The 23,884-nt window shown below is 63.5% G+C and carries 27 protein-coding genes; 8 read left to right on the top strand and 19 right to left on the bottom strand.

From position 1 onward, the window contains the following. Positions 1–99: 99 nt before the first annotated feature. From FJ941_RS06785 to FJ941_RS06715, 15 genes are all read right to left on the bottom strand, one after another. On the bottom strand, positions 100–1,086 hold the full coding sequence (locus FJ941_RS06785; RefSeq protein ID WP_140504145.1) for a flagellin: 987 nt from the start codon (positions 1,084–1,086) through the stop codon (positions 100–102). Between the two features lie 242 nt (positions 1,087–1,328). Then, positions 1,329–2,060, bottom strand: a complete 732-nt coding sequence (fliP, locus tag FJ941_RS06780; RefSeq protein ID WP_140504143.1) for a flagellar type III secretion system pore protein FliP — start codon at positions 2,058–2,060, stop codon at positions 1,329–1,331. Beyond that, on the bottom strand, positions 2,057–2,551 hold the full coding sequence (locus tag FJ941_RS06775; RefSeq protein WP_140504141.1) for a flagellar basal body-associated FliL family protein: 495 nt from the start codon (positions 2,549–2,551) through the stop codon (positions 2,057–2,059). Before FJ941_RS06775 ends, fliP begins: the two co-directional genes overlap by 4 nt. Positions 2,552–2,586: 35 nt before the next feature. Next, positions 2,587–3,291, bottom strand: coding sequence for a flagellar basal body L-ring protein FlgH (flgH, locus tag FJ941_RS06770; RefSeq protein WP_140504140.1), 705 nt, complete (start codon positions 3,289–3,291; stop codon positions 2,587–2,589). Further along, entirely contained in the window at positions 3,288–3,869 is a 582-nt protein-coding gene (locus FJ941_RS06765) for a MotE family protein (RefSeq protein WP_140504138.1), read from the bottom strand. Before FJ941_RS06765 ends, flgH begins: the two co-directional genes overlap by 4 nt. 3 nt (positions 3,870–3,872) lie before the next feature. Further along, entirely contained in the window at positions 3,873–5,114 is a 1,242-nt protein-coding gene (locus FJ941_RS06760; protein WP_140504136.1) for a flagellar basal body P-ring protein FlgI, read from the bottom strand. After that, on the bottom strand, positions 5,111–5,647 hold the full coding sequence (gene flgA, locus FJ941_RS06755; protein ID WP_181169736.1) for a flagellar basal body P-ring formation chaperone FlgA: 537 nt from the start codon (positions 5,645–5,647) through the stop codon (positions 5,111–5,113). Before flgA ends, FJ941_RS06760 begins: the two co-directional genes overlap by 4 nt. Positions 5,648–5,653: 6 nt before the next feature. Further along, a complete protein-coding gene (flgG, locus tag FJ941_RS06750) occupies positions 5,654–6,442 on the bottom strand; it encodes a flagellar basal-body rod protein FlgG (protein WP_010911276.1) in 789 nt (262 codons plus the stop codon). A 10-nt stretch (positions 6,443–6,452) separates the two neighbouring features. Beyond that, positions 6,453–6,776, bottom strand: a complete 324-nt coding sequence (locus FJ941_RS06745) for a flagellar hook-basal body complex protein FliE (RefSeq protein ID WP_027144750.1) — start codon at positions 6,774–6,776, stop codon at positions 6,453–6,455. After that, on the bottom strand, positions 6,773–7,189 hold the full coding sequence (flgC, locus tag FJ941_RS06740) for a flagellar basal body rod protein FlgC (protein WP_015315914.1): 417 nt from the start codon (positions 7,187–7,189) through the stop codon (positions 6,773–6,775). Before flgC ends, FJ941_RS06745 begins: the two co-directional genes overlap by 4 nt. Positions 7,190–7,191: 2 nt before the next feature. After that, positions 7,192–7,572, bottom strand: coding sequence for a flagellar basal body rod protein FlgB (gene flgB / locus FJ941_RS06735; RefSeq protein ID WP_027144748.1), 381 nt, complete (start codon positions 7,570–7,572; stop codon positions 7,192–7,194). 161 nt (positions 7,573–7,733) lie between these two features. Continuing rightward, the gene (locus FJ941_RS06730; protein WP_140504133.1) at positions 7,734–8,567 is read right to left on the bottom strand and encodes a hypothetical protein; all 834 of its coding nucleotides are present in this window, start codon (positions 8,565–8,567) and stop codon (positions 7,734–7,736) included. Beyond that, a complete protein-coding gene (gene fliI / locus FJ941_RS06725) occupies positions 8,548–9,948 on the bottom strand; it encodes a flagellar protein export ATPase FliI (RefSeq protein ID WP_140504131.1) in 1,401 nt (466 codons plus the stop codon). Before fliI ends, FJ941_RS06730 begins: the two co-directional genes overlap by 20 nt. A 1-nt stretch (position 9,949) precedes the next feature. Next, positions 9,950–10,675 (bottom strand): flagellar basal-body rod protein FlgF, encoded by a 726-nt coding sequence (gene flgF, locus FJ941_RS06720; protein WP_140504130.1) that lies wholly within the window; start codon positions 10,673–10,675, stop codon positions 9,950–9,952. A gap of 2 nt (positions 10,676–10,677) precedes the next feature. Next, the gene (locus FJ941_RS06715) at positions 10,678–11,799 is read right to left on the bottom strand and encodes a DUF1217 domain-containing protein (protein WP_140504128.1); all 1,122 of its coding nucleotides are present in this window, start codon (positions 11,797–11,799) and stop codon (positions 10,678–10,680) included. Between the two features lie 157 nt (positions 11,800–11,956). On the opposite strand from FJ941_RS06715, the gene motA reads away from it, so the two are divergent. From motA to FJ941_RS06685, 6 genes are read left to right on the top strand one after another with little or no spacing between them, the layout of a single operon-like run. Next, positions 11,957–12,832: a flagellar motor stator protein MotA gene (gene motA, locus FJ941_RS06710; protein WP_140504127.1), complete on the top strand. Its 876-nt coding sequence runs from the start codon at positions 11,957–11,959 to the stop codon at positions 12,830–12,832. A 32-nt stretch (positions 12,833–12,864) separates the two neighbouring features. Then, the gene (locus FJ941_RS06705) at positions 12,865–13,812 is read left to right on the top strand and encodes a FliM/FliN family flagellar motor switch protein (protein WP_140504125.1); all 948 of its coding nucleotides are present in this window, start codon (positions 12,865–12,867) and stop codon (positions 13,810–13,812) included. A 17-nt stretch (positions 13,813–13,829) separates the two neighbouring features. Continuing rightward, on the top strand, positions 13,830–14,216 hold the full coding sequence (gene fliN, locus FJ941_RS06700) for a flagellar motor switch protein FliN (RefSeq protein WP_140504123.1): 387 nt from the start codon (positions 13,830–13,832) through the stop codon (positions 14,214–14,216). 43 nt (positions 14,217–14,259) lie between these two features. Next, positions 14,260–15,273 carry a flagellar motor switch protein FliG gene (locus FJ941_RS06695; protein ID WP_140504122.1) on the top strand — a complete coding sequence of 338 codons (1,014 nt, stop codon included), beginning with the start codon at positions 14,260–14,262 and terminating at the stop codon, positions 15,271–15,273. Positions 15,274–15,276: 3 nt separating this feature from the next. Continuing rightward, the gene (flhB, locus tag FJ941_RS06690; RefSeq protein ID WP_140504120.1) at positions 15,277–16,359 is read left to right on the top strand and encodes a flagellar biosynthesis protein FlhB; all 1,083 of its coding nucleotides are present in this window, start codon (positions 15,277–15,279) and stop codon (positions 16,357–16,359) included. Further along, positions 16,356–16,790, top strand: coding sequence for a hypothetical protein (locus tag FJ941_RS06685; RefSeq protein ID WP_140504119.1), 435 nt, complete (start codon positions 16,356–16,358; stop codon positions 16,788–16,790). Before flhB ends, FJ941_RS06685 begins: the two co-directional genes overlap by 4 nt. A gap of 24 nt (positions 16,791–16,814) precedes the next feature. Here FJ941_RS06685 and FJ941_RS06680 read toward each other — a convergent pair whose 3' ends face one another. After that, positions 16,815–17,585, bottom strand: a complete 771-nt coding sequence (locus FJ941_RS06680; protein ID WP_140504117.1) for a helix-turn-helix transcriptional regulator — start codon at positions 17,583–17,585, stop codon at positions 16,815–16,817. After that, positions 17,582–18,292 carry a helix-turn-helix transcriptional regulator gene (locus FJ941_RS06675; RefSeq protein WP_140504115.1) on the bottom strand — a complete coding sequence of 237 codons (711 nt, stop codon included), beginning with the start codon at positions 18,290–18,292 and terminating at the stop codon, positions 17,582–17,584. Before FJ941_RS06675 ends, FJ941_RS06680 begins: the two co-directional genes overlap by 4 nt. Positions 18,293–18,796: 504 nt before the next feature. On the opposite strand from FJ941_RS06675, the gene FJ941_RS06670 reads away from it, so the two are divergent. Further along, positions 18,797–19,990 (top strand): TMEM43 family protein, encoded by a 1,194-nt coding sequence (locus FJ941_RS06670; protein WP_140504114.1) that lies wholly within the window; start codon positions 18,797–18,799, stop codon positions 19,988–19,990. 68 nt (positions 19,991–20,058) lie between these two features. On the opposite strand, the gene FJ941_RS06665 is transcribed toward FJ941_RS06670, so the two are convergent. Both FJ941_RS06665 and FJ941_RS06660 read right to left on the bottom strand, forming a co-directional pair. Further along, positions 20,059–21,090: a histone deacetylase family protein gene (locus tag FJ941_RS06665; RefSeq protein WP_140504112.1), complete on the bottom strand. Its 1,032-nt coding sequence runs from the start codon at positions 21,088–21,090 to the stop codon at positions 20,059–20,061. 83 nt (positions 21,091–21,173) lie between these two features. Then, positions 21,174–21,827, bottom strand: coding sequence for a TetR/AcrR family transcriptional regulator (locus FJ941_RS06660; RefSeq protein WP_140504110.1), 654 nt, complete (start codon positions 21,825–21,827; stop codon positions 21,174–21,176). A gap of 259 nt (positions 21,828–22,086) precedes the next feature. Between FJ941_RS06660 and FJ941_RS06655 the strand changes: the two genes are divergently transcribed. Further along, positions 22,087–23,769 carry an amidohydrolase gene (locus FJ941_RS06655; RefSeq protein ID WP_140504108.1) on the top strand — a complete coding sequence of 561 codons (1,683 nt, stop codon included), beginning with the start codon at positions 22,087–22,089 and terminating at the stop codon, positions 23,767–23,769. Positions 23,770–23,884 lie beyond the last annotated feature (115 nt).

Here is a 23,884-nt window from a genome sequence, read left to right as displayed (position 1 = left end):
GAGGGTTAAGGAACGAGAGTTGCGCGGGGCTGGAGCAAACGCGAAACGGACCGCGCTTCTGGCGCGGCCCGTTTGCCTGGTTTGGTCGGTCGAGAGCGATCAGCCGCGGAAGAGCGACAGGATCGACTGCGAGGAGCCGTTGGCGATCGACAACGCCTGGACGCCGAGCTGCTGCTGAACCTGCAGGGCCTGGAGGCGGGTCGATTCCTTGTTCATGTCGGCATCGACGAGCTGGCCGACGCCGCGATCGATGGAGTCCATCAGGCTCGAGGTGAAGGTCTTCTGCAGGTCGATGGAGCTCTTGGCGGCGCCAAGCTTGGTGGCGGCGGTCGTCATGCCCTTGAGCGCGGCATCGACGACGTTCATCATCTGCTGGATCTGGGTATCGCTGGCAGCAGTGGTGCCCGAGAAGATGGCCAGAGAGGCGACCGAATAGGTATCGGTGGCCGCAGCGGCCGCGCCCAGGGTCGGGTTCGATGCCGTGGTAACCGCGGCGCCGGTGGTGCCGAGACGAGCCGTGTCGAGGATGCCCTTCGCAGTCGGGGCAGCACCGGCGTCATAGAGCTTGATGCTTTCCACATTGACGTCGATCGTCGAGATCGAAACCGCGCCGGCGGCGCTGCGGTTGAAGGCCGAAACGACCTTCACGTCGGCCGCCGTGCCCGAAGCGGTGGACACCGACAGCATATTGGTGCCGGAGAAGGTGGCGCCATCGGCATAGGCCTGCAGCTGCTTCTGCAGAGCGGCGATTTCGACCTGGGTCTTTTCCTTGGAAGCATCCGTCTGGCCGTAGGATGCGGTCAGCTTCTGCTGGATCTGGTTAATGGTGGTGATCGCGCTGTTCATGCCGGTGTAGGCGGTGTCGACCTTGGAGGCGCCGAGGCCGAGCGCGTCCGAGACGGTGGACATGGCCTGGTTGTCGGAGCGCATCGTGGTGGCGATCGACCAGTAGGCGGCGTTGTCCGAAGCCTGGGAGACGCGATAGCCCGTCGAGATGCGGGACTGGGTGGTGTCGAGGCTCTTCTGGGTGGCGTTCAAGCTCTGCAGCGCGGTCAACGCTGCGGCGTTGGTCATGATACTGGCCATGGCTACTCGTACCTTGTTTTTACAGGTTTTTTTGCATACCGGTTTGTCCGGTATGACGGAGCGGCATCATGCCAATGACCGTTGCGTTTGGGTCACCCGCCATCTGCGAGCGACTATGGCGGCGAGTCCCTACCAAAGGACTAAATCGGACGGTTAATCGAAAATAATTCGGAGAAAATTCGATGATGCTCGCGCCGCCCGGTTCCTCGGCGCGCGCGGTGCCTGATGCCGGGCGCGGGCGCTCAGGTGAAAGAGCGCACCAGGCTGCCGACGAGCAGGTTCCAGCCGTCGATCAGGACGAAGAACAGGATCTTGAACGGCAGCGACACGACCGTGGGCGGCAGCATCATCATGCCCATCGCCATGGTGATGGTGGCGACGATCAGATCGATGACCAGGAATGGCAGCACGATCAGAAAGCCGATCTCGAAGCCGCGCCGGATTTCGGAGATCATGAAGGCGGGCACCAGGATGCGCAGGTCGACGGTCTCCTTGGCAACGACCTGGCCGCGCTCGCGCGCGAGATCGGCGAAAAGATCGAAGTCCTTGTCGCGCACATTGTGCAGCATGAAGGTGCGGAACGGATCGGAAATCTTCTCGAAGGCCTCGGTCTGGCTGATCTGGTTGTCCATCAGCGGCTTGACACCGGTATTCCAGGCCTGATCGAAGGTCGGCGCCATGACATAGAAGGTCATGAACAGCGACAGCGAAATGAGGATGAGGTTCGCCGGCGTCGATTGCAGGCCAATGCCGGCACGCAGGATCGAGAAGGCGATAACGAAGCGGGTGAAGCTCGTCACCATGATCAGCAGCCCCGGCGCCACCGACAAGACGGTAAGCAGGCCGAACATCTGGATGATGTAGCCGACGGTGGTGCCATCGGCCTTGCCGATGGCACCAAGGTCCAGTTGCTGGGCCGCCGCGACGGAGGTGGCGGCACCGATCAGTACCGCCGCAAGAAGGAATTTTCTCATTCGAGCAGCAATGTCCTGATAAGAACCTGTTTGACGTGCCCCTGGCTGCGGATCGAGGCGCGGTCGTCGAGATCGGCCTTCAGATGCTGGTAGCCGCTGGCGCCTTCGATCTGGTGCGTCTTCAGGGTACGTACGAAAGCCAGAAGATCCTGTTGAATGTTCTCCGCCATGGCCGGCGGCTGCGGCGCGTCATAGACCACGGATACTTCCATCCTGATCCAGGTATCCGCGGGTGAGGCGATGTTGGTGGTGATCGGCGCCAGTGCGACAAGCGTCGGGCCCGTGCCAGGCTGTTGTGCGGCGGCGGGCTGGGCGACCTTGCCCTCATTTTCAGGCGCAACCGGCACCGATGGTGGTGCATCGACGCCTTTGAGGTAGCCGCCTGACATCCAGCCCATGCCGATGGCGGCGGCAGTCACCACGAGCAGCATGGCGCCCTGGATGGCAAGGGAAGGACCCTTGCGAGGCTGAACCTGTTCGACATCGGCCATGGCGCTTTGCTCTCCAATCCCCAGAATGCCAAGAACTAGAACGGAAGAACCTGGTCGAGGACCTGCTGGCCGTAGGCCGGCTGCTGGACCTCGCTGACGCGACCGCGGCCGCCATAGGAGATCCGCGCCTCGGCGATGCGTTCATAGGAGATGGTGTTCTCCGCGCCGATGTCAGACGGGCGCACCATGCCGGCGATGGTGAGCACCCTGAGTTCGTAGTTGACGCGCACTTCTTGTGAACCCCTGATCATCAAATTGCCGTTGGGAAGGACCTCGGTGACGACGGCGGCGACGTTGAGCTCGAGGTTCTCCGAGCGCTTGATTTCGCCATCGGCGTTGGTTTCGGTGCTGGAACTCAAGCCGGCGTCGCCCTTGCCGCTCGTGCTGCTGCCTTCCCATCCGAGCGTGACGTCATAGCCCAGCTTGCGCGCGGCAGTGCGGCTCCTGTCGTTCTGGTTCTTGAAATTGGCCTTGTCGTTGAGCTTGATCCTGACGGTCAGGATGTCGCCTTCGCGCAGCGCCCTGGGATCGGTGAACAGCCGGCTCTGGCGATCGTCCCACAGAGAGAACTTCTTGACCGGCGTGGCGGGCGGCTGAGGATAGCTGTAGGGCGCTGCCCCGTCGCTGCCGATGCCCGATCCGACCGGCGACAGCGCCGGTTCCCTGCCGATCTCCTTGAAGTTGGTTCCACAGCCGGACAAGGCTGCCACCGCGCACAGGATGAGCATTCTGCGGATCATGACGGATCTACCCTTCGGGCTGCGCTGGCCATGATGCCGGTGAGCGTCGCCGCCGCCTTCTGGTCCATTTCGTTGAGGATGACGCCCGCCTTGCGTGAATCGAGCTTCATCAGGATGGCCGCGGCCAGGTCTGCGTTGACGATCGCCAAGCGTTCGGCCGCCGCATCGGGCTTCATGCCGGCATAGATCTTGACGACGCCGTCCTCGGCCCGGGCCAGGAACACTTCGCGCCGCTTCAGCCAGGTCTCGTATTCGGCCTTCTTTGTGTCCAGAGCTTTCATGCGCTCGTCGATGCCGGCCTGGAGCTGTTTCAACTCCTCGGCCTGCAAGGCATAGCGGCGGTCGCGAGCGGCGTCGGCGATATTGGAGCAGAAGCGCTCGATCTCGCTTTGGTCCGGCGCTTTCTGCCGCGTCAATTGCGGCGGCGCGACCACGGGCTGCGCACCGGGCAGAACCTGGCGCACGGTATCGTCCGCGTGTGCGCCACCAAAAACAGGCATGACCGTGAGGGCGGCCGCAAACAGGAAGGTGCGGGAGCGGCGTCTTTCATGGGACGAGAGGGAGGAGATCATCGGCATCGCCTATTGGAGAACCAGATCGGCTTGCAGGGCGCCGGCCGACTTGATGCCTTGCAGGATGGCAATGATGCCGTCCGGCTTGACGCCGAGACGGTTGAGGCCGGAAACAAGGGTTTGCAGGTCGGGCCCGTCGAGCACGGCGACGCGGGCATCGGGCCGGCTGGCATCGATTGCGGTGAACGGCTCGATGGCGGTCTCGCCCTTGGAGAAGGGTTCGGGCTGCACGACGCGCGGCGCTTCCGTGATGCGCACCGTCAGCGTGCCGTGGCTGATGGCGACACGCGAGATCTTGACGTCGTTGCCGATGACGATGGTCCCGGTGCGCTCGTCGATAACGACGCGGGCCGGCGTGTCGGACTCGACCACCAGATTCTCGATCTCGGCATAGAAGCGGGCCGCCGAAACGCTCTTCGGCCGCCTGATCTGCACGGTTCGGGAATCGCGCTCTGCCGCTACGCGCATGCCGAAGCGCTGGGCGGTGTAGTCGTTGATCGCGTCGGCGATGCGGATAGCGGTCGAAAAATCGGGATTGCGCAATTGCAGCGTCAGCGTCGACTGGTCGTCGAACTCGGCCTTCACCTGCCGCTCGACTATGGCCCCGTTCGGCACGCGGCCGGCGGTCGGCACGCCTTGCGTCAACTGCTCGGCCTGGCCTTTAGCGATGAAACCGGAAACGATGACCGCGCCCTGGCCGACGGCGTAGATCTCCCCGTCCGCCGCCTTCAGCGGCGTCATGATCAGCGTGCCACCGGCAAGCGAGGTGGCGTCGCCCATCGAGGAGACGTCGATGTCGATGCGGGCGCCGGACTGCACATAGGGCGGCATGTTGGCGGTGACGATGACGGCGGCGACGTTCTTGGCGCGTGCGCTGCCGCCTTCGGTGGCGATGCCGAGATTTTCGAGCATGGCGCGGATCGACTGTTCGGTGAACGGCGAATTGCGCAGGCTGTCGCCGGATCCGGCCAGCCCGATGACGAGGCCGTAGCCGACGAGCTGGTTGTCGCGCGAGCTCTGCAGCTGGGCAATGTCCTTGATGCGCGAAGCGACCTGGCCTGGTGGCAGCGAACTTGGCCCGGGCGAAACGCGGAACATGCGTGTGGTGGTGGCCGGATCATATTCCGGATCGTCGTAGACACCGCCATTCCTGGCGGCGAGCTCGCGTTTGGCCTTGGACGTCAGGCCATCGGCCAGCGCCGGCTGCAGGCCAAGTGCCGCCGCGAGCAGAAGGGCAAATGGGCGCATCATGAAGCGCCGACCTGAATTGTGCCGTCGGCCATCACCGTGCCGGAGAGGATCTTGCCGCTGTCGCTGTTGCGGACCTTGATGAAGTCGCCCGCCGAGCCCGGCTGCAAGGTCACGGCGGTGGCCGTGATCGTCAGCCCGCCGGCGACGAAGAAGACCTGCACGGCGGCACCCTGCTCGACCAACCAGGCCTCACGGATGGCGGCTGAAGGAATGTAGCGGCCGGGCAGCAGCGTGCGCTTGGCGATCTTGCCCTGGAGTTCCTCGGAACGGGTCGCCACCGCATCCGGCTTGTGCTTGCCCGGGATGAGGGTCACCTGCTTCAGGGCGCCGAGTTCGATCGTCTCGCCGGGATAGATGACGCGGTTGGGGATCAGCACGACCTCGCCGGCAGGCTGGTTGCTGGCGATCTGGGTGGCTGACTGGCTCGTCGATTGGCTGGCCGATTCCTGGGCGAAAGCCGGCATGCCGCCGGCCACCAGCGCTACGAACAGCGCGGCGCAACGGAATGCGGAGCAGGAGATCGGCATGGCCATCATCCGTTACCTGATGTTCTTGGAGACGACGGAGGCCATGTCGTCGGCGGCCTGGATGACCTTGGAATTCATCTCATAGGCGCGCTGCGCCGAGATCAGTTCGGTGATCTCCTTGACCGGATCGACGTTGGAAGCCTCAAGATAGCCTTGCTGGATGGTGGCGAAGCCGGGATCGCCGGGCACGCCGGCATTGGCCGGGCCGGAGGCGGTCGTTTCCTGGAACAGATTGTCGCCGAGTGGTGCCAATCCCGCCTCGTTGGCGAAGTTGACGATCTGAAGCTGACCGAGAGTTTGCAGGTTGGTCTGGCCGTCGATGCGGGCAAAGACCTGACCGGTCTTGTTGACGATCACCTCGACCGCATCGGTCGGCACGGTGATGGCCGGAATGACATTGGCCCCGTCGACCGTCACCAGCTGGCCGGTGGCGTTGGTGTTGAAGGCGCCGGCGCGCGTATAGAGCGTGCCGCCATCGGCACCCTCGATCTGGAACCAGCCCCTGCCGGTGAGCGCCATGTCGAAACTGTTGCCGGTGCTGGTCAGCTCGCCCTGTGTGTGGACGTTGCGCACGGCGGTCGTCTTGACGCCGAGACCGATCGAAACGCCTTCCGGTACCAGCGAGGCGTTGGAACGGTTCGGCACACCTTGCGTGCGGTCGACCTGGTAGAGCAGGTCGGAGAATTCGGCGCGGGCGCGCTTGTAGCCGGTGGTGTTGATGTTGGCGATGTTGTTGGCGATGACTTCCAGATTGGTCTGCTGGGCATTCATGCCGGTAGCGGCGATGGCGAGTGCTTTCATGGCGTGCTCCTCAGATGCCCATGCGACTGACTTCGAGATAGGCCGAGACGACCTTGTCGCGGATGGCGACGGCGGTCTGCAGCGCCTGCTGGGCGCTCATCACGGCATCGACCACCTGACGGGTGTCGGCGTCGCCCTTGAGCGCCTGGAGCGACACCTGCTCGGCATTCTGCATGGTGCTGACGGTCTTGGAGGCAGCCTGGCTCACCGCTTCGGCGAAGGAGGTGCCAAGGTTGCCGGCTGTCGCGGGCGCGACACCGCCCTGAAGCAGGTCGGTGGCTGTGTCGCCCAGTCCAGGCTTCAGGTTGAGCGCGCCGATGCCGTTGACGATCATTGGTTCCTCATCAGGTCGATGGTCATTGAAATGAGGTCGCGCGCCTGCTTCACCACTTGCAGGTTGGCCTCGTAGGAGCGGTTGGCCTCGGTCATGTCGGCCATTTCGATCAGCACGTTCACATTGGGCATCTTGACGTAGCCCTTGTCGTCGGCAGCCTCGTTGCCGGGCTGAAATTCGACGGGAAAGTTGCTCGGGTCGCGGTCGATCGAATTCACTTCAACCGTCGAGCTGCCGGAAGCCCGGTCGAGTTCGGAGACGAAGCTGATGGTCTTGCGGCGATACGGGTCGGCGCCCGGCGTGGTGCCTGTCGACTGGGCGTTGGCGAGGTTTTCCGAGACCACGCGCAGGCGCTCGGACTGGGCGCCGAGGCCTGATGCCGCGACTTTGAGGGCTGCGGTCAGTGCGTCCATGATCAGCTCTTCACCGCCATCATCATCATTGAGTGGAATGCCTTGACGATGGCCGTGTTGAGTTCGAAGGAGCGGCGTACCTCGCCGGCCTTGAGAAGCTGGTCTTCAAGCACGACCGTGTTCTTGGACGGCATGATCACGCCGTCGTCTTCCTGCGGCTTGATGGTGAAGCCGGCATTTGTGGCAGCACTGCCGAGATGGCCGGGCTCGGTGATCTGGAGCGACACCGCGGTGCGGTCGAGCACCTTCTCGAACGGCTCGACATCATTTGCCGTGTAGCCCGGCGTGTTGGCATTGGCGATGTTGCCGGCGACCGCCGACTGACGCACGGACAGCCACTGCGCTTGCTTGGCGGCGAGATCGAAAAGGGAAACAGGCTCCATGGGAATCTCCGGGCATGTGCCCAAAGACTAGGCCGCCAGTCTTGCGCGGACCTTGCGGACGGTCGCTAGAAAATGACGGCGAAAAGCATGAAGCGGCTTTTGGACGGCATCTTGCTCCGTCTCTTGAATTGGATCCAGCTCTGGCCAAAACCGAACCGGCCTTACCGGGAAAGCTCGATCACCTGGTTGGCGCTGGTGAGCATGACCCATTTGCCGTTGCGCTGTTCGATCGCCGATACCTTGCTGGAATCCGGCAGCGTCGAACCCCGCTGGACCATCCACAGGCCGGTGTCGTCCTCGATCATGGCGCGGCCGTTGGCGACATGGACCATGCGGAACTTCGCGATATCGGCGGGAAAGGGTTGGTCGCCGGGTGGGTCCGCTTTGGAATCGTCCTGCACCGTGCCGGTGGCAAGCAGGTCGACGCTGGTGTTGGGAACGTCCTTGGCGGTCAGCGGCGCGCTGCGTGCGGCGACCACACCGCCGCCCGCGCGTCCCGAATTGGTGCCGGTGCCGCCGAACTTGATCGCCTGCACGCCGAACTGGTCCTGGTTGAAGAAAATGTACCAGGGAAACAGGGCGCAGGTCAGGCCGAGCGTGATGCCGAGCGCGGCGATGACGACGTCGCTGCGACGGTCAGCCTTCTTTCTCAATTTTGGAAATTGCGCCTTTGGCGGTTGCGGCCATTCGGTGGCGGCGAACAGGCCATCGATCAGCGATTCGCGGCTGGCCTGCGCCATCTCGGGAGTATCGACGCCGGGAACCACATGCGTTGAGGAAAGGGCGGTCCGACCCAGAAAAGGTTCGGATCTGGGGAGAGCCGGTTTGACGGCCCTGGCCAGAACAGCCGCGGTCCGGGCGGCTATGGCGCCGGCGGTGTTTGCCTTGGCGACCCTGGCCTCCTCCGCTCGAGCCTGCTCCGCGGCGTTCGCCTCGGCGATCATCTCGCTCAGGAGGCGCTCGGTGTACTGGCGTTCAGTCTCCTGGTTCGGCATTCTGTTTTCCCTTGAGATAGCGGGCAAGGTCGGAGAACGGATCGGCCGACGGACGGTCCCTGGGCGATTGCGTCAGCGCCTCATAGATCAGGGGCACCTGGCGCACGGCCATGTCGAGTTCGGCGTCGACGCCGCCCTGATAGGCGCCGAGCAGGCGGATGTCGCGCGTGTCCTCGAAGCGGGAGATCATCGACTTCAGCCGCGTCACCAGGGCTCGCTGCTCGACGCTCCAGGCCTTGCCCGCAAGTCGCGATATGGACGACAGTGGATTGACGGGCGGATAGCGGCCCTGTTCGGCGATCGCGCGGTCGAGCACGACATGGCCGTCGAGGATGCCGCGCACGGAATCGGCGACCGGATCATTGTGGTCATCGCCATCGACCAGCACGGAAATGATGGCGGTTATAGAGCCTTTACCTTCAGCTCCGGGTCCGGCGCGTTCGAGCAGCTTGGGCAATTCGGTGAAGACCGAGGCGGGATAGCCGCGGGCGACCGGCGGCTCGCCCGTGCCGGTCGCCACCTCGCGCAGCGCGTGGGCGAAGCGGGTGATCGAATCCAGCACCAAAAGCACGCGGTGGCCCTGGTCGCGGAAATGCTCTGCCACGCGCATGGCGGTGTCGGGCGCGCGCCGGCGCATCATGGCGCTCTCGTCGCTTGTGGCGACGACGGCGACGGTCTTGGCCATGCTGTCGCCGATCGTGTCCTCGAGGAATTCACGGACCTCGCGGCCGCGTTCACCGATCAGCGCCACGACGACCGTGTCGAACGCGTCGGCGCCGGCGAGCATGGCAAGCAACGTCGACTTGCCGACGCCAGAGCCGGCGAAGACACCCATGCGCTGGCCGAAGCAGAGCGGCGTGAAGATGTCGATGACCTTGACGCCGGTCATGAAGGTTGTGCCGACACGCTGCCGCGCCATGGCGCCGGGCGTCGCGGCGGTCGCCGACATGTCGTCGCCCCTGATCAGAGGCGGACCACCATCGATCGCCCGGGTGAGCGCGTCGATGGCGCGGCCGCGCCACGAGGCATGCGGCGCCACCGCGAGCGGACCCCTGCGGAACACGGCATCGCCGATGCCGGCGTCGGCGCTGCGTTCGAAGGGTGCTATCACAACCTCGTCCCGGCTGATCTTGACAATCTCGCCGCGGCGCGCGCCGGCCTGGCCGCGCTGCTCGACGATGTCGCCCAGCCTGGTGAAATCGGAAAGGCCGCGCACCTTGTAGTGCGTGGGTGTGACTTCGGTGACGAGACCGCCGCGCTTGACCAGCCCGTCGCCGTCGCCGAAGCGCCTGATAATCCGCTCCAACCCGGCAAGCCTATCCTTCGGCGCCGGCTGGAGCTGTCTTTCGGGTGCGCGGATGGATGGTTGCTCCGACGACATGCTACGACTTCGAGCCGAGCGTCTTTATCGCCTCGTCGGTGGAAGAATCGGTCTGCCGCATCAGCGCGGCGGTGTTCTCGAAGGCCCGCTGAACCATGATCAGCCGGGTCATTTCCAGCACCGGATTGACGTTGGATTCCTCGACGAAACCTTGCGCTATGCCGACATCGGAACGGTCGGTGACTGGTTCGGGCGTGCGTGCGGGCACAATGCCGGAATTGCCGTAGCGAACGAAATTCTGGCCCGGATCGAAATTGTAGAGGCCCATCGAGCCGACGAGCTGTTCGTTCTGGCGCAGCGAGCCGTCGGCGCCGGCCTTGGGCGGGCCGTTACGGGGATCGAGCTGGATCGGCGCCCCGCCGGCGTCGAGCACCGGATGGCCCTCGACCGACATCAGCTCGCCATTCTCGTTCATCGAGAAGCGGCCGTCGCGGGTCATGACGGTGCCTGCCGGCGTGTCGATGGCGAACCAGGCGTCGCCCTGGATGGCGAAATCGAACGGGTTGCCGGTTTCCGTCATGGCACCGTGAGCCCCCGACAGATAGGTCTTGCCGGAGGAAGCGAACGATACCGACTTCTGCCCTGCACCCGACACCACGTCCTCGAACTTCACGCCGGTGGCGCGAAAGCCGACGGTGCTGGCGTTAGCGACATTGTCGGCGATCGTATCGAGCCGTCGCTCGAGGGCCATCTGGGCGGAGAGGGCGACGTAGAGACTGTCTCGCATGATCAGAATTTCAGTTTCTGCATGGCCATCATCAGGTCGGTGGAGATGCCCGATGTGACCGGTTTGGCGAAGAGCACGCTGATCGATGTCACGGCCGTCGAGGTCGGATTGTTGATCTCGTACATGCTGGTGAAGCGGGTCAGGAACTTGTTGAGTTTCACGGGATCCGTGAAATCCGAGATGTCGAGCTTCTGCTCGAACAGTTGCGCCTGCTTGTCGATGTCGGCGGTGGCGAAGGAATCGGGCAGCCCCAGCGCGGTGCGCACCACGCTGGCCAGCGCGGTGTCGGCCAGCACGTCGTACCAACTGGTGATGTCAGGAGCCTTGCGCTGGAAATAGAGCGCCAGCCGCACACCCTCATTGGTCTGGCCGGCATCTTCCTCCAGCGTCTGGCGCATGTAGCTGTCGACAGTCGGTTGCTGCGCCGGATTGATGGTGGTGGCGTTCTCGCCGTACTGCTCGAAGTTGAAAGCCGAGGCCAGTGCCGCGTAAGCCGGATTCGTCTGTTTGTTGGCGACGCTGTCGGGATCGCGCACTCCGCCTTGCAGGACCTGCTTGATGAGGTCCTTGTCCTCGGTCGCCGAATCGAGACCGAACGCCGCCAGGGCATAGGTGTAAAGCCGGCTGTTGCCCATCAGATCGTCGACGGACTTCACCTTGGTGATGTTGGCGAGATAATACGTCGTCTCGCCCTTCACATAGTCTGAATTCGGATCGAGGCCTGCGATTTGCGCCTGCGTGGCATAGTTCTTCGTCACCAGTTGCTGGGCCTTGTTGTAGATCGTCGCGTCGGCGCCGTTGGCAGCGAAGTTGAAGGCCCTGACGAACGCGGCGTAGCGCTTGTCGGTCAGCTTGTTCGCGAAACTGTCGGGATTGGTGACGCCTTCCTTGAGCGCCTTGATCATGAACGCCTTGGCGTAGTCCATGTTCTCCAGCCCGTAGGCCTTCATGGCATATTTGAACAAGCGGTCGTTCTTGACGAAATCGTCGATCGATTTCACCTTGGTGATGTTGGCGAGGTAATATTGGGTATCGCGATCGACCGTCGGCTGCTGCTCGATGCGGTCGATCGACTTGTTGATGTCTCTGGTGATCAACTGGTAGCTGGTATAGGTACTGAGCAAGGACGCGCCTCCGGCCGAAGCTATGCCAGCACAATAAGCTCACTTCCTTGCGCGAAACTGAATCGCCAACTTTCGGTTCCATGGCGGCTCCGATTCAAGCCTCACACAAGGCACAGGGACTATCCATTCTCCGACGTGAAATGCGGAAGGACCGGTCGTGGGCATTCTGATTGGACTTGTGGTGACGCTTGGCTGCGTCCTTGGCGGCTTCATGGCCATGGGCGGGCATCTGCACGTGCTGGTGCAGCCATGGGAAGCCGTGGTCATCTGCGGTGCCGCGCTCGGCACTTTCCTGGTCGCCAATCCGATGAAGACGGTCAAGGATACCGGCAAAGGCATACTGGAGGCCTTCAAACAGGCTGTGCCGAAGGAGCAGGACTATCTGGAAACCCTTGGCGTTCTGCACAGCCTGATGCGCGAGTTACGCTCCAAGTCGCGCAGCGAGGTCGAGGCGCATATCGACAATCCGGAGGAATCGGCGATCTTTCAGGCCTTTCCGACCGTGCTCAAGAACCACGATTTGATGAATTTCATCTGCGACTACTGCCGCATCATCATCATCGGCAACGCCCGCTCGCATGAAATCGAGGCGCTGATGGACGAGGAAATCCAGACCATCAAGTCCGACAAGATGAAGGCCTATCACGCGCTGGTCGCGGTTGGCGACGGCCTGCCGGCGCTCGGCATCGTCGCCGCCGTGCTCGGCGTGGTCAAGGCGATGGGTGCGCTTGACCAGTCGCCGGAAATCCTCGGCGGCCTGATCGGCGCTGCGCTGGTCGGCACTTTCCTCGGCATCTTCCTGTCCTACGCGGTGGTCGGACCTGTCGCCACCAAGATCAAGACGGTGCGCGAGAAGAAGAACCGCCTCTACATCATCGTCAAGCAGACGCTGCTCGCCTACATGAACGGCGCGCTGCCGCAGGTGGCGATCGAGTTCGGCCGCAAGACTATCTCCTCCTATGAGCGGCCGAGCATCGACGCCGTCGAACAGAGCACGATGAACACCGGCAGCGCCGAGAAGAAGGCCGCCTGAGCGATGCGCGACAGACCGGTGCCAAAACTGTCATGACGAGTCCGGGCAGCCCCTCGCAAGCGCGTTCGTTGATCATCGAGCGTCTGGTCGGCGACAGCGGCGAGGCCGATCAGGTCATCGACGCCGGACGTGCCATGGCCGAACGCGCCGTGCCGCTGCTGCAGAAGGCGATCTCGGGCGAGCTCGGCATTCCCGTAATCGTCGACCTCAAGACCGTCGAGGTCAGCCGCGTCCCGGAGGCGCGCTCGCGCGCCGGCGACAATTTCGCCATGACCGTCGTCGGCTCGCCGGCGTCCTCGGACGCGATGACCCTCGTCATCGACGCTCCCGCGATCGCGATCATGGTCTCGACGCTGTTCGGCGGCGATCCGGACATGCCGGTGTCGCCGATCGAGCGCGACCTGTCGTCGATCGAGGCCGATGTCTCGACCATGGTGTTCCAGGAGGTTGCACAGGCTCTGAACGGATCGGGGCGGCGCTCGCTCGAACTGCGGCTGCCGGCGCCGCGGGCCATGTCGGGCATCGAGGCCAGGCGACACGTGTTGCGCGACGGCGCCGCGATCCGCATCGTCCTCGGCATCTCGACGCCGGTCGACAGCGGCTCGATCACGGTGACGATGCCGCAGCGTATCGTGCTGGCCGGCCGCGACGGGACGGCAAGCGTCAGCGACGACGATCACAGCACCAGCTGGCGGGCACGCTTTTCGGAAGAGGTGATGCGCTCGACCGTGGCGCTCGAAGCCACCATGCCGCTGGCACGGCTGACGCTCGGAGACCTCGCCAATCTCGAAGTAGGCCAGGTCATCGACTTCGAAGAAACGGCGCAATCGCGCGCCCGCCTCGGCGCGCGCGGCCAGACGCTGTTCGTATGCGAGTTCGGCAAACTGGGGCAGAATTACACCGTCCGAATCAGACATCCTTTCGATGCCGGGCAGGACTTTATCGACGGGCTCATGCCGGCTGGTGCCGGGCGCGCCTGAGCTTTTGGAGACGACGCATGGCCAAGACCAAGGTAGAACCAGAGCTCGACCAGCCGGACGAGCAGCTCGATCGCGCCATCGAGGAATTGCGCGGGGTCCTGCACGAAGAAGAGCGACGCCCTGATGCGGCGTTCAGGGCCGGCGCGGCAGCCAATTCGAGCGTCATCATGAACATCCCAGTCGATGTCCAGATCATTCTCGGCAGCACCGAGATGGCGGTTGCCGATCTGATGGCGCTGCAGAAGGGGTCGACGGTCGCGCTCAACCGGCGCATCGGCGAGCCGGTCGACGTGGTGGTGAACGGCCGCAAAATAGCGCGCGGCGAGATCACCGTGCTCGAAAGCGACCCTTCGCGCTTCGGCATCAGGCTGACCGAAATCATCGCCGGCACGAAGGGCGCCTAGACATGGCTGGCGGGGCTTGCCGATGGCAGCGGAGGCGAAAGGCATGACAACGCCGCTGACGACCCTGACGCGCGCACAGAAGGCGGCAGCCATATTGGTGGCGATGGGCAAACCGTCCGCCAGCCGCCTGTTGAAATTCTTCAAGCAGGAAGAGCTGAAGGCGCTGATCGAGGGCGCCCGGCTGCTCAGGACCATTCCGCAAGGCGATCTCGAGCGCATCGTCGCCGAATTCGAGGCCGAGTTCACCGAGGGCGCGGGCCTGCTCGATTCCGCCGACAGGATGGATACCATCCTCAACGAGTCTCTCTCGCCCGAAGAGATGAACGCCATCATGGGCAACAAGAAGCCCGAGGCGGCACCCGAAGGGCCACCGCCGATCTGGCCCGATCTCGAAAAGCTGGAGCCCTCGCGGCTTGGCGCGTTCCTCGCGGGCGAACATCCGCAGACGGCGGCCATGGTGCTGTCGAAATTGGCGCCACAAGCGGCGGCGAGCGTGCTTTTGACGCTGACGAAGCCGATGCGCGGCGAAATCATCAAGCGCATGGTGACGATGGCCAATGTTCCGGCCGCCGCCACCAGGATCGTCGAGAACCGGCTGCGCGCCAGCGTGCTGTCGGACACCACGACCAAGGATACTTCGGCCGGGCAGGCGCGCGTCGCCAGCGTGCTCAACGAGCTGGAAAAGCCCCTGCTCGATGAGGTCATGCAGGATCTCGAAGCCGCCGGCACGCCCGACCTCGACGGTGTTCGGGCCCGGCTGTTCGCTTTCGACGATTTGCCGCTGCTCACCCAGAAGGCGCGCGTGCTTTTGTTCGACGGGCTATCGACCGAGCTTGTCACGCTGGCGCTGCGCGGCACGTCGGCGGCACTGGCCGAAGCGGTGCTGTCGGCGATCGGCGCCCGCTCCCGGCGCATGATCGAGGCCGAACTCGGGCAAGGGTCGGAGGGTGTGCCCGCCGCCGACATCATGGCGGCACGCAAGACGATCGTGACGACGACGATCCGGCTGTCGCGCGAAGGCGCCTTCGAACTTCCCTCGACGCAGAACGCCGCCTAAGGCATGTCCGACGCCGTCGACAAGGACTCGAAAACCGAAGAGGCGACGGAAAAGAAGATCCGCGATACCATCGAACAGGGCAAATTGCCCCATTCGAGGGAAACCGCGATCCTGGCCTCCTTTGTCGCCATACTCGTTTTCACGGTCTTTTATGCCAAGGACGCCATCATCGAGCTCGGCATGTTCCTGTCGATGTTCCTCGAGAAGCCCGAAGCCTGGCCGATGGACACCGAGACCGATGTCATCGCGCTCTACAAGCTCGTCATGCTGGAAGTGGGCAGCGCCGTACTCAGCCTGCTGGTGCTGCTCACCGTTGCCGGCATCGGCGCCTCGGTGCTGCAGAATATGCCGCAATTCGTCGGCGAGCGGATCAGGCCGCAGATGTCACGCATCTCGATCGTCAAGGGCTGGAACCGGATGTTCGGCGTCCAGGGCTGGGTCGAGTTCCTGAAGTCCCTCGCAAAAGTCGGCTTTGCCATCGCCGTGCTCACCTTCACGCTGTCGGAGGATCACCGCAAGCTGCTTGCCGGGATGATCACCAATCCGGTCGCTTTCGGCCTCGTCATCCGCGGCATCGCCATCGACATACTGGTGGCGATCGTCTTCGTCATGGGACTGATCGCGGCGATCGACATCGTCTGGTCGCGCTTCCACTGGAAGCAGGACCTGCGCATGAGCAAGCAGGAGGTCAAGGACGAGTTCAAGCAGTCCGAGGGCGATCCGATCGTCAAGTCGCGGCTGCGCTCGCTGGCGCGAGACCGGGCGCGCAAGCGGATGATGACGGCGGTGCCGCGCGCGACGCTTGTTATCGCCAACCCGACCCACTTCTCGATCGCGCTGAAATATGTGCGCGACGAGGACTCGGCGCCGCTCGTAGTGGCGAAGGGGCAGGATCTCGTGGCGCTGAAAATCCGCGAGATCGCCAAGGAGCATAACATCCCGATCTTCGAGGACGTGGCGCTCGCCCGCTCCATGTACAAGCAAGTTTCGGTCGATAATGTGATCCCGTCGCAATTCTACCAGGCCGTCGCCGAACTGGTGCGGATCGTCTACTCGAAAAAGGCTGAGCGCAGACAGATTTCATGAACCGTCAACCGCACGCAAAATCCCGCGAGATCATCGTCGCCAGCGCCATCGAGCAGGTGGTGGTGGAACTCAGGCTGATCGACGTCGCCGACTATATCGCTTTCATCCGGCTGGAGCACTTCGCCTGCCTGTCGGATCTGGTCGATTCAGCGGCGGAGCTGTTCTTCATGCCTGGTACGCTGCGGCTCGGCCATGGCGGCGAGGCGCATGTCGACTGGAGCGGCAGCCCGCGCATCGTGCTCGACCTGGAGCTCAGGCCACCCGGCGTGACCGTCTATTTCCAACTGACGCTGAACGAGACCGGCAACACGGTGGTGGTCAATTACGTGTCGTTTGAAAAACCGGGCGAAGACCCCCAGCACAATACGGCGCTGCTGGAGGCGGTGATCGAACAGGCTCGTATCCGCAAGGTCGAACCGCTGGCGTTTTAAAGCGCTTCGGTCAGCCGATAGCGGCTACTCGATAAGTCCCAGCCGCAGCGCCTTGGCGACCGCCTGGTTGCGGTTGACGGCGTTGAGCTTCTGGGTCGACTGGGTGAGATACTGGTTGGCGGTGTGCACCGACAGTTTCAGGAGCCGCGCGATCTCCTCGCTGGTGTTGCCATTGGCGGTCAGCTTCAGGCATTCGAGCTCGCGCTTGGAGATCGACCGCATTCTGCCGACATCGCCCGGACGCATCCGCGCGACGGCGGCGAACAGCGAAAAGCAGCGAGCGTGGATTTCGTAGAGCGCATCCTGCGGCAGCGCGATCTCCGATCCCAGGAAGACGACAAGGCCGCATTGGCCGCGATCGGCATGGACGGGAAAGGCAATGCCACTCGATCCGGGTGTCAGCGGCGCGATCTGCCCGGTCCAGGCCAGATTGCCGAACATGTCGGCCATCGCCGCCACGCCATCATCCGTCCACCAGCGCGGCTCGGTCGAAATCCGGCTATGGCGAACGATCTCCTCGCCATTGGCGCCTGAAATGAATTTCGACGCCACCGCGACGCTGGGATAATCGGAATCAAAGCACGGGACCAGCCGGGCGCGCTCCGGCGACGGGCTGACGAAGAACAGGCCGAAGGCCGAGGCGTTAATGTCGACTGATATCCAGCGGCAGCGGCGCACCGCATCGGGAATGGTGACGGCGTGATGTGTTTCGGATCCCAGCGAGAAGGCGCCGAAAGGGCTGCGCTGCTCGTTGAAAAGGGCTTCCGCTGCGTCCTTGATCTCGGTGTGTTTCAAATGATGCCACTCCTGATCGCCGTGGCGATGGCCATCGCACGGTTGCTGGCCGCGAATTTCTGGATGGCGTGGGTGATGTAGCTGTTGACGGTGTTTGAGGAGACGCCGAGGATGACGGCCACCTCGTCGGTGGTCTTGCCTTCCGAGACCCAGAACAGGCATTCGCGCTCACGGTCCGACAGCGGATCCTGCATGGCAGCGGCGGCGATCAACTGCGGAATGTGCGAGAGCGCGTAGCAGCATTTCAGTTGCGCCTTCATCAGCGCCGGCGGGTCGATCCGGCCGGCGGCCACCGCCGAGAACAAGGCGAACAGGCGCTGACGGCCGACATTCAGCCGCAGTGAATAGATCTCGGCATGGCCGAGCACGTCGAGCAGCCGGGCCTCTTCACCCGAGACCAGCCCGTCGGCATCCGGCGCCTGGGCCGCCACCAACGGTGTCGGACGGATACCGGGTGCGGCGGTGAGTGGTCCCTGGGCGAGGCCGGCGATCAGCCGCTTGCCGATCAGCTCGATGGCGTCGAAGATCCAGTTCGAGGAGACGATACGCGCATCGTTGCGGTCCTGGTCATGGACGATGGCGACCAGCATGTAGCTGTCGGCGCCGATCTCGGCGGTCAGCTCCATGAAGAAGCTGGTGAGATCACCACGCGACGTCAGGCGCGAGCCCAATGTATCGGATTGAAGAGGCGCGGCGGGACTGCTCATCTGCTGCTTTTGGCCGGAATCGATGCTGATGTCCGGTTGCTGGAGAGCCAGCCGCCGAACCCGAAAACGCATTACTTTTACGAGACACACACGAGACGCGGGGCCGCGCCCAATCAGACGGAATCCATTCAGGGAACGCGAAAACATCCGCGTCTGGCGCCGGAGAAGTCCGGAACGTGAGACTTTGGGTGGTCGCCGCGCCCCCCGCGGACCGGCTGATTCGGGTCTAATCTACCCGCAGATGAATCCGACATCAAACGCGATTTGACAAAATCGAATCTGGGGGACTCTGCTTGCGACTCAGGGGAGCTTTCGAAGCCACTGAGGGGCGAAAATACCGGGACTGTGCGCGTAGGCCATATCAGCGTCCGGCCCGTTGCGGTAGCTTCGCTCGTGCCGAAGGGGTGGGCACCCCGGCAGTCGAGCGCAAGGTCGGCAGCGCGGAATGCGGTTATCCGCTGCGGCGCTACTCGGGTCTTGGCAAGGTTGGTTTCGGGGGAAACAATGAGCGATTCATTTCGGGAAGTTACTTCAATCTCGTGGTTCGGGCGGATCAAGCGCGCGGTCGGCGGGGTTATCTTCGGCCTGCTGTTGATCGTGCTGATGGTGATTGGGCTGTTCTGGAACGAAGGCCGTGCGGTGCAGACGGCGCGCTCGCTGGCCGAGGGCTCTGGTGCCGTGGTCTCGGTGGAGGCTGATAGTTCCGATGCCGCCAATGAAGGGAAACTGGTGCATGTCAGCGGGCCAGTGACGGCGGACAGCAGCTTGGCGGATCCGGATTTCGGCATCGCGGCGCAAGGGCTGCGCCTGTCGCGCGGCGTCGAGATGTATCAGTGGAAGGAAGAGTCCAAATCGGAAACCACCAAGAAGCTTGGCGGCGGCGAGGAGACGGAGACGACCTACAGCTATTCGAAGGTGTGGGACAACAACCAGATCGACTCGTCGGACTTCAAGAAGCCCGACGGCCATCAGAATCCGCCGATGGCGATCCACAGCCATGCCTTTCAGATTCCACAGGGCAAGCTTGGCGCTTTCGATCTCGATACGCCGGTGCTGGGTCGCATCGACGGCGACAAGGGTCTTTCGTTGTCGGCCAGCCAGTCAGCCGCGATCAAGGCCGCCTACACCGGAACGAAGCCGCTCAGCATCATCGATGGGAAGATCTATCTCGGCAGCGACAACACGACGCCCGCGCTAGGCGACTACCGTATCGGCTACGAGTTGGCGCCGCTCGGCGTGGTCAGCATCGTGGCGCGCCAGGCCGGCAGCCGATTCGAGCCCTACCAGACGCAGGCGGGCGATGCGCTGCTGATGGTCGACACCGGCTCGGTGCCGGCCGACAAGATGTTCGCCGAGGCGGTCAGCGCCAACACGCTGATTACCTGGCTGCTGCGCGTTGCCGGCCTTTTATTGCTGACCATCGGCTTTGCGCTGTTCCTCAGCCCGATCGGCGTGATCCTCGACGTGATTCCGTTCCTTGGCAGCATGGCGCGGATGGGAACCGGCATCATCGCCTTCTTCCTGGCGATCCTGGTCGGCGCCACGACAATCGCGATTGCCTGGTTCTGGTATCGGCCGGTTCTGGCAGCGGCCATCCTGGCGGTCGGCGTCGTCGCGGCTGCGGCGGTCTATTATCTCGGACGATCACGCGGGGCAGCCACGCCAATGGCCGCGCCGAGCACCGGCATCGCAACGTAGCTTGCAAAAAGGGCGGCCACGCCGCCCTTTTACTGTCTGTCGTTGCTCGCCTGGATTTTCTGGCAGGCTTACCGATCCTCGAAGCCGGTCAGCACGCCGACGGCGTTGATGCCGATCTCCTCGACCGCATAGCCGCCTTCCTGGACGAACAGCGTCGGCAGGCCGAGTTTGGCGATGCGCCGGCCGATCTTCGGATAGTCGGGGCTTTTCAGCTTGAACTGGCTGATCGGGTCCTTCTCGAAGGTGTCGACGCCGAGCGAGACGACGACGATGTCAGGCGCGTATGCGGCGAGCCTGGCGCAGGCATCCTCGAGTGAGGCATTCCAGGTATCCCAACCGGTGCCGAAGGGCATGGGATAGTTGATGTTGAAACCTTCGCCCGCGCCCGCGCCGCGCTCATCGGAATGGCCGAGGAAGAAGGGGTACTCGACCATCGGATCGCCGTGCAGGTTGAGAACCTGCACGTCGGCGCGGTCATAGAATATCTCCTGCGTACCATTGCCGTGGTGATAATCGACGTCGAGGATCGAGACACGTTTGGCGCCCTGGTCACGGAACCATTGCGCGGCGACCGCGGCGTTGTTGATGTAGCAATAGCCGCCCATGAAGCCGGCGCCGGCATGGTGGCCGGGCGGACGGCAGAGCGCGAAGGCCGATCTCTCGCCGTCCTTGACCCGGCCGGCTGCGGTCAGCGCCACGTCAAAGGACGATTTGATCGCGGTCCAGGTGCCCTCGACGAAGGTGGCGCCGCCGTCGAAGGAATAGTAGCCGAGCAGGGCATCGATGCGCTTGGGCGGCACGTCGCCGCGCAGGCCGCGCGTCGGCCAGGTGAAGGGCATGGCCGAGCCCGTGAAGCCGGATTCCACCCATTGCGGCCAGACGGTCGGCAGGAAGTCGATGTAGTCGGCCCTGTGGACGCGCTTGGCGGAGGCAAGGTCGTGCTCGACCGGTGCTATGATCGGGCCGAGCTTCTCGCTTTCGACCCGCGCCTTGATGAACTCCGCGCGCGAGGGCTTTTCAAAGCCGGGCACGATGGCTGAGGTAACCAGTTCCATTTGGCCGGCATGGCCGGCGTGAAGCGGCGAATAGACAGTCTTCATGAAATTCCTCTCAAAGTGCGCAACTAAGGCAATTCCGGGATAGGTGGGAAGCGGTTTTCCGTCCGGAATTGCGTTGAAACCGGTCAGCCAAGATTGAGATAGGGGCTCAGCAGAGCGAGCCACATGGTTTCGACATCGTCCTCGATGAGGTCGAATGTCCTGCGGTCCTTCTTCAACCCCACGAGCCTGCAGGCATGCCCGACCTCCATCATCACCGCCCCGAGCCGGCTGGCGATCTTGCCTTCGAGTGCCGGGTTCACATGCTGCAGCCATGCGGCATAAAGGGCGATGATCTGGTCGTCATATTCGTTCTGGATCGGCCGCAGGTCCGCATTGCCTGAAATGGCCTCGATCACCGGCATCAGGGTGGCGTTTTCGAGATAGAGCTTCGATGTGTCGATGAAGAGCTTGCGCACTTCCCGCCGGAACTCTTCGCGGTTGGTGGGCGGGGCGACCTTGATGCGCCTAGCGATCACCTCGGGAAAGGATGACAGCCAGCGCCGGGCGAGATCCAGAAGAATGGCTTCCTTGTTGGGAAAGTACTGGTAGATCGAACCGACCGACAGCCCCGCGCGCTGTGCGATGGCGAGCGTCGTCGGCGTCTTGGTTCCTTGCTCCCGCGTCAGGATCAGCGCCGCGTCGAGAATCCTGTCGACGACCTTGCTGGACCGTTGTTGCCGCGGCTGCTTGCGCGGCTCGAGCGCTATCCTGGTTTTGCGGTCGAGACTGCGCTTCACTGCTTGATGCCCTCGTTCCCGCCTGGTCCCAACACAAGCGAAGCGCTTCTGTCCACAATACATTCTAAATCCGGCATGTTGACAAACGCGAATAATCAGTCGCATTCTTTATCCACGCTGTCTCTTGGGATAACAAGGGGAATTTCGAAGACAGCGCACTGGCATCATTCGTTGTCCGATAGCGCCGCGCCGTGGTGCGCAGGTCGTTGGACGCGAGCTTTGCCGGTCTCAGTCAGTCGTCAAAAAACGCGGAGTCGCGATGTCGGTCACGGGTGCGGGTGGTAGTGCGGATCTGATTGTCGTCAACGGTCGCGTGCTGACCATGGACGGTGACAATCCCGCCGCCGAGGCCGTTGCCGTCAAGGACGGCGCCATCATCGCCATCGGCAGCCGCACCTCCATCGAAGAGTTCAAGGGATCGGGTACCAAGGTCATCGACGCGCTTGGCGGATCGGTCCTGCCCGGCTTCATCGAAGCCCACATGCATCTGTTTTCGGGCGCCGCCGAGCTTGCCCATCTGCAACTGGCCGGCGTGCATGGGTTCGAGGCGCTGCAGAAGGCGATCCGCGACTATGCAGCGACGCACCCCCACGCGCGGATGCTGGTCGGGCAGAGCGTCGACTACACCGTGCTCGACGACGAGCGGGTGACGCGTCATCATCTCGATGCGATCCTGCCGGACCGGCCCTTTGTCATGGCCGCGCCCGACCACCATACGATGTGGGCCAACACCAAGGCTCTTGAAATGGCCGGCATCCTCAATGGGCGCACGCTTGGTCCGGGCAATGAGATTGTCATGGGCGACGATGGCCTGGCAGCGGGTGAACTGCGCGAGGGCGAGGCCTTCGGCCCGGTTCTCGACCTTGCCGGCGAAGGCCGCGTGCGGCTGGGCCTGGCGACCGGCGGCGAGCCCGACCCGATGCCTTCGGCCGCCGAACGCGCCGCCGACCGCGATATCATGCGGCGCGGGCTTGCCTGGTGCGCGCGCCACGGCATCACCTCGATCCAGAACATGGACGGCAATCTCTACCAGCTCGAACTGCTGGCCGAGATCGAGGCCGGGGAAGGCCTGCCCTGCCGCGTGCAGATCCCTTTCCACTACAAAAATTTCATGACGCTCGACATGTTGGACAAGGCATCCGTGATGGCCGAGCGCTATAACAGCGAGTGGCTGTCATCGGGCATGGTCAAGGTGTTCTACGACGGAGTGCTCGATTCCTGGACGGCTGTCATGGTCGAGCCCTATGCCGATCGGCCCGACTGGGTCGGCGAGCCGCTGTTCACGCCGCAGCAGTTCATCGATCTGGCTGTCGCCGTCGACAGGCGCGGGCTGCAGATCGCGGTGCATTCGATCGGTGACGGCGCGGTGCGTGCCGTGCTCGACGGCTACGAGGCAGCGCAAAAAGCCAATGGCAAGCGTGACAGCCGGCATCGCGTCGAGCATATCGAGGTCACCACCACCGCGGATGTGCCGCGTTTTGCGGAACTCGGCGTCATCGCTTCCATGCAGCCGCCGCATCCGCCCGGCGCCATGGATTTTCCGCTGGAGCCGACCGTGTCGCGCATCGGCCCGGCCCGCTGGCCGCTGAGCTATGCCTGGCGGACCTTGAAGAACGCCGGCGCCCACGTCGTGTTCGCCTCGGACTGGCCGGTGTCGCCGATCGATCCGATCCTGGGCATCCAGGCGGCAGTGCTGCGCAAACCGTGGGCAGAAAGCGACCCGGACCAGCGCTTCTCGCTGCATGAATCGATCGCAGCTTACACGGTCGAGGGCGCCTATGCCGAATTCGCCGAGCACCGCAAAGGCATGCTGAAATCAGGCTATATGGCGGATCTGGTGGTGCTGTCGGCCGATATCGAGAAGACGGCGCCGGCCGATCTGCACAAGCTGCGGCCGGTGACGACGATCTGCGGCGGCAAGATCACCTATCAGGCCCGATAATGGCATGAGGCTTGCTGGCTGAAAGACTGACTGAACTGTGATTCAATGCCGGGCTTGCCAACCTACCGGCCGTGTGGTCACATCCAACAGGGGACAAGCTCCGCCAGCAAGAGCG

Source organism: Mesorhizobium sp. B2-3-13, assembly GCF_006442195.1.
Lineage (GTDB): Bacteria > Pseudomonadota > Alphaproteobacteria > Rhizobiales > Rhizobiaceae > Mesorhizobium > Mesorhizobium salmacidum.
Note: the sequence above shows the minus strand (reverse complement) of the source record. Positions and strands in the feature narration are given on the sequence as shown.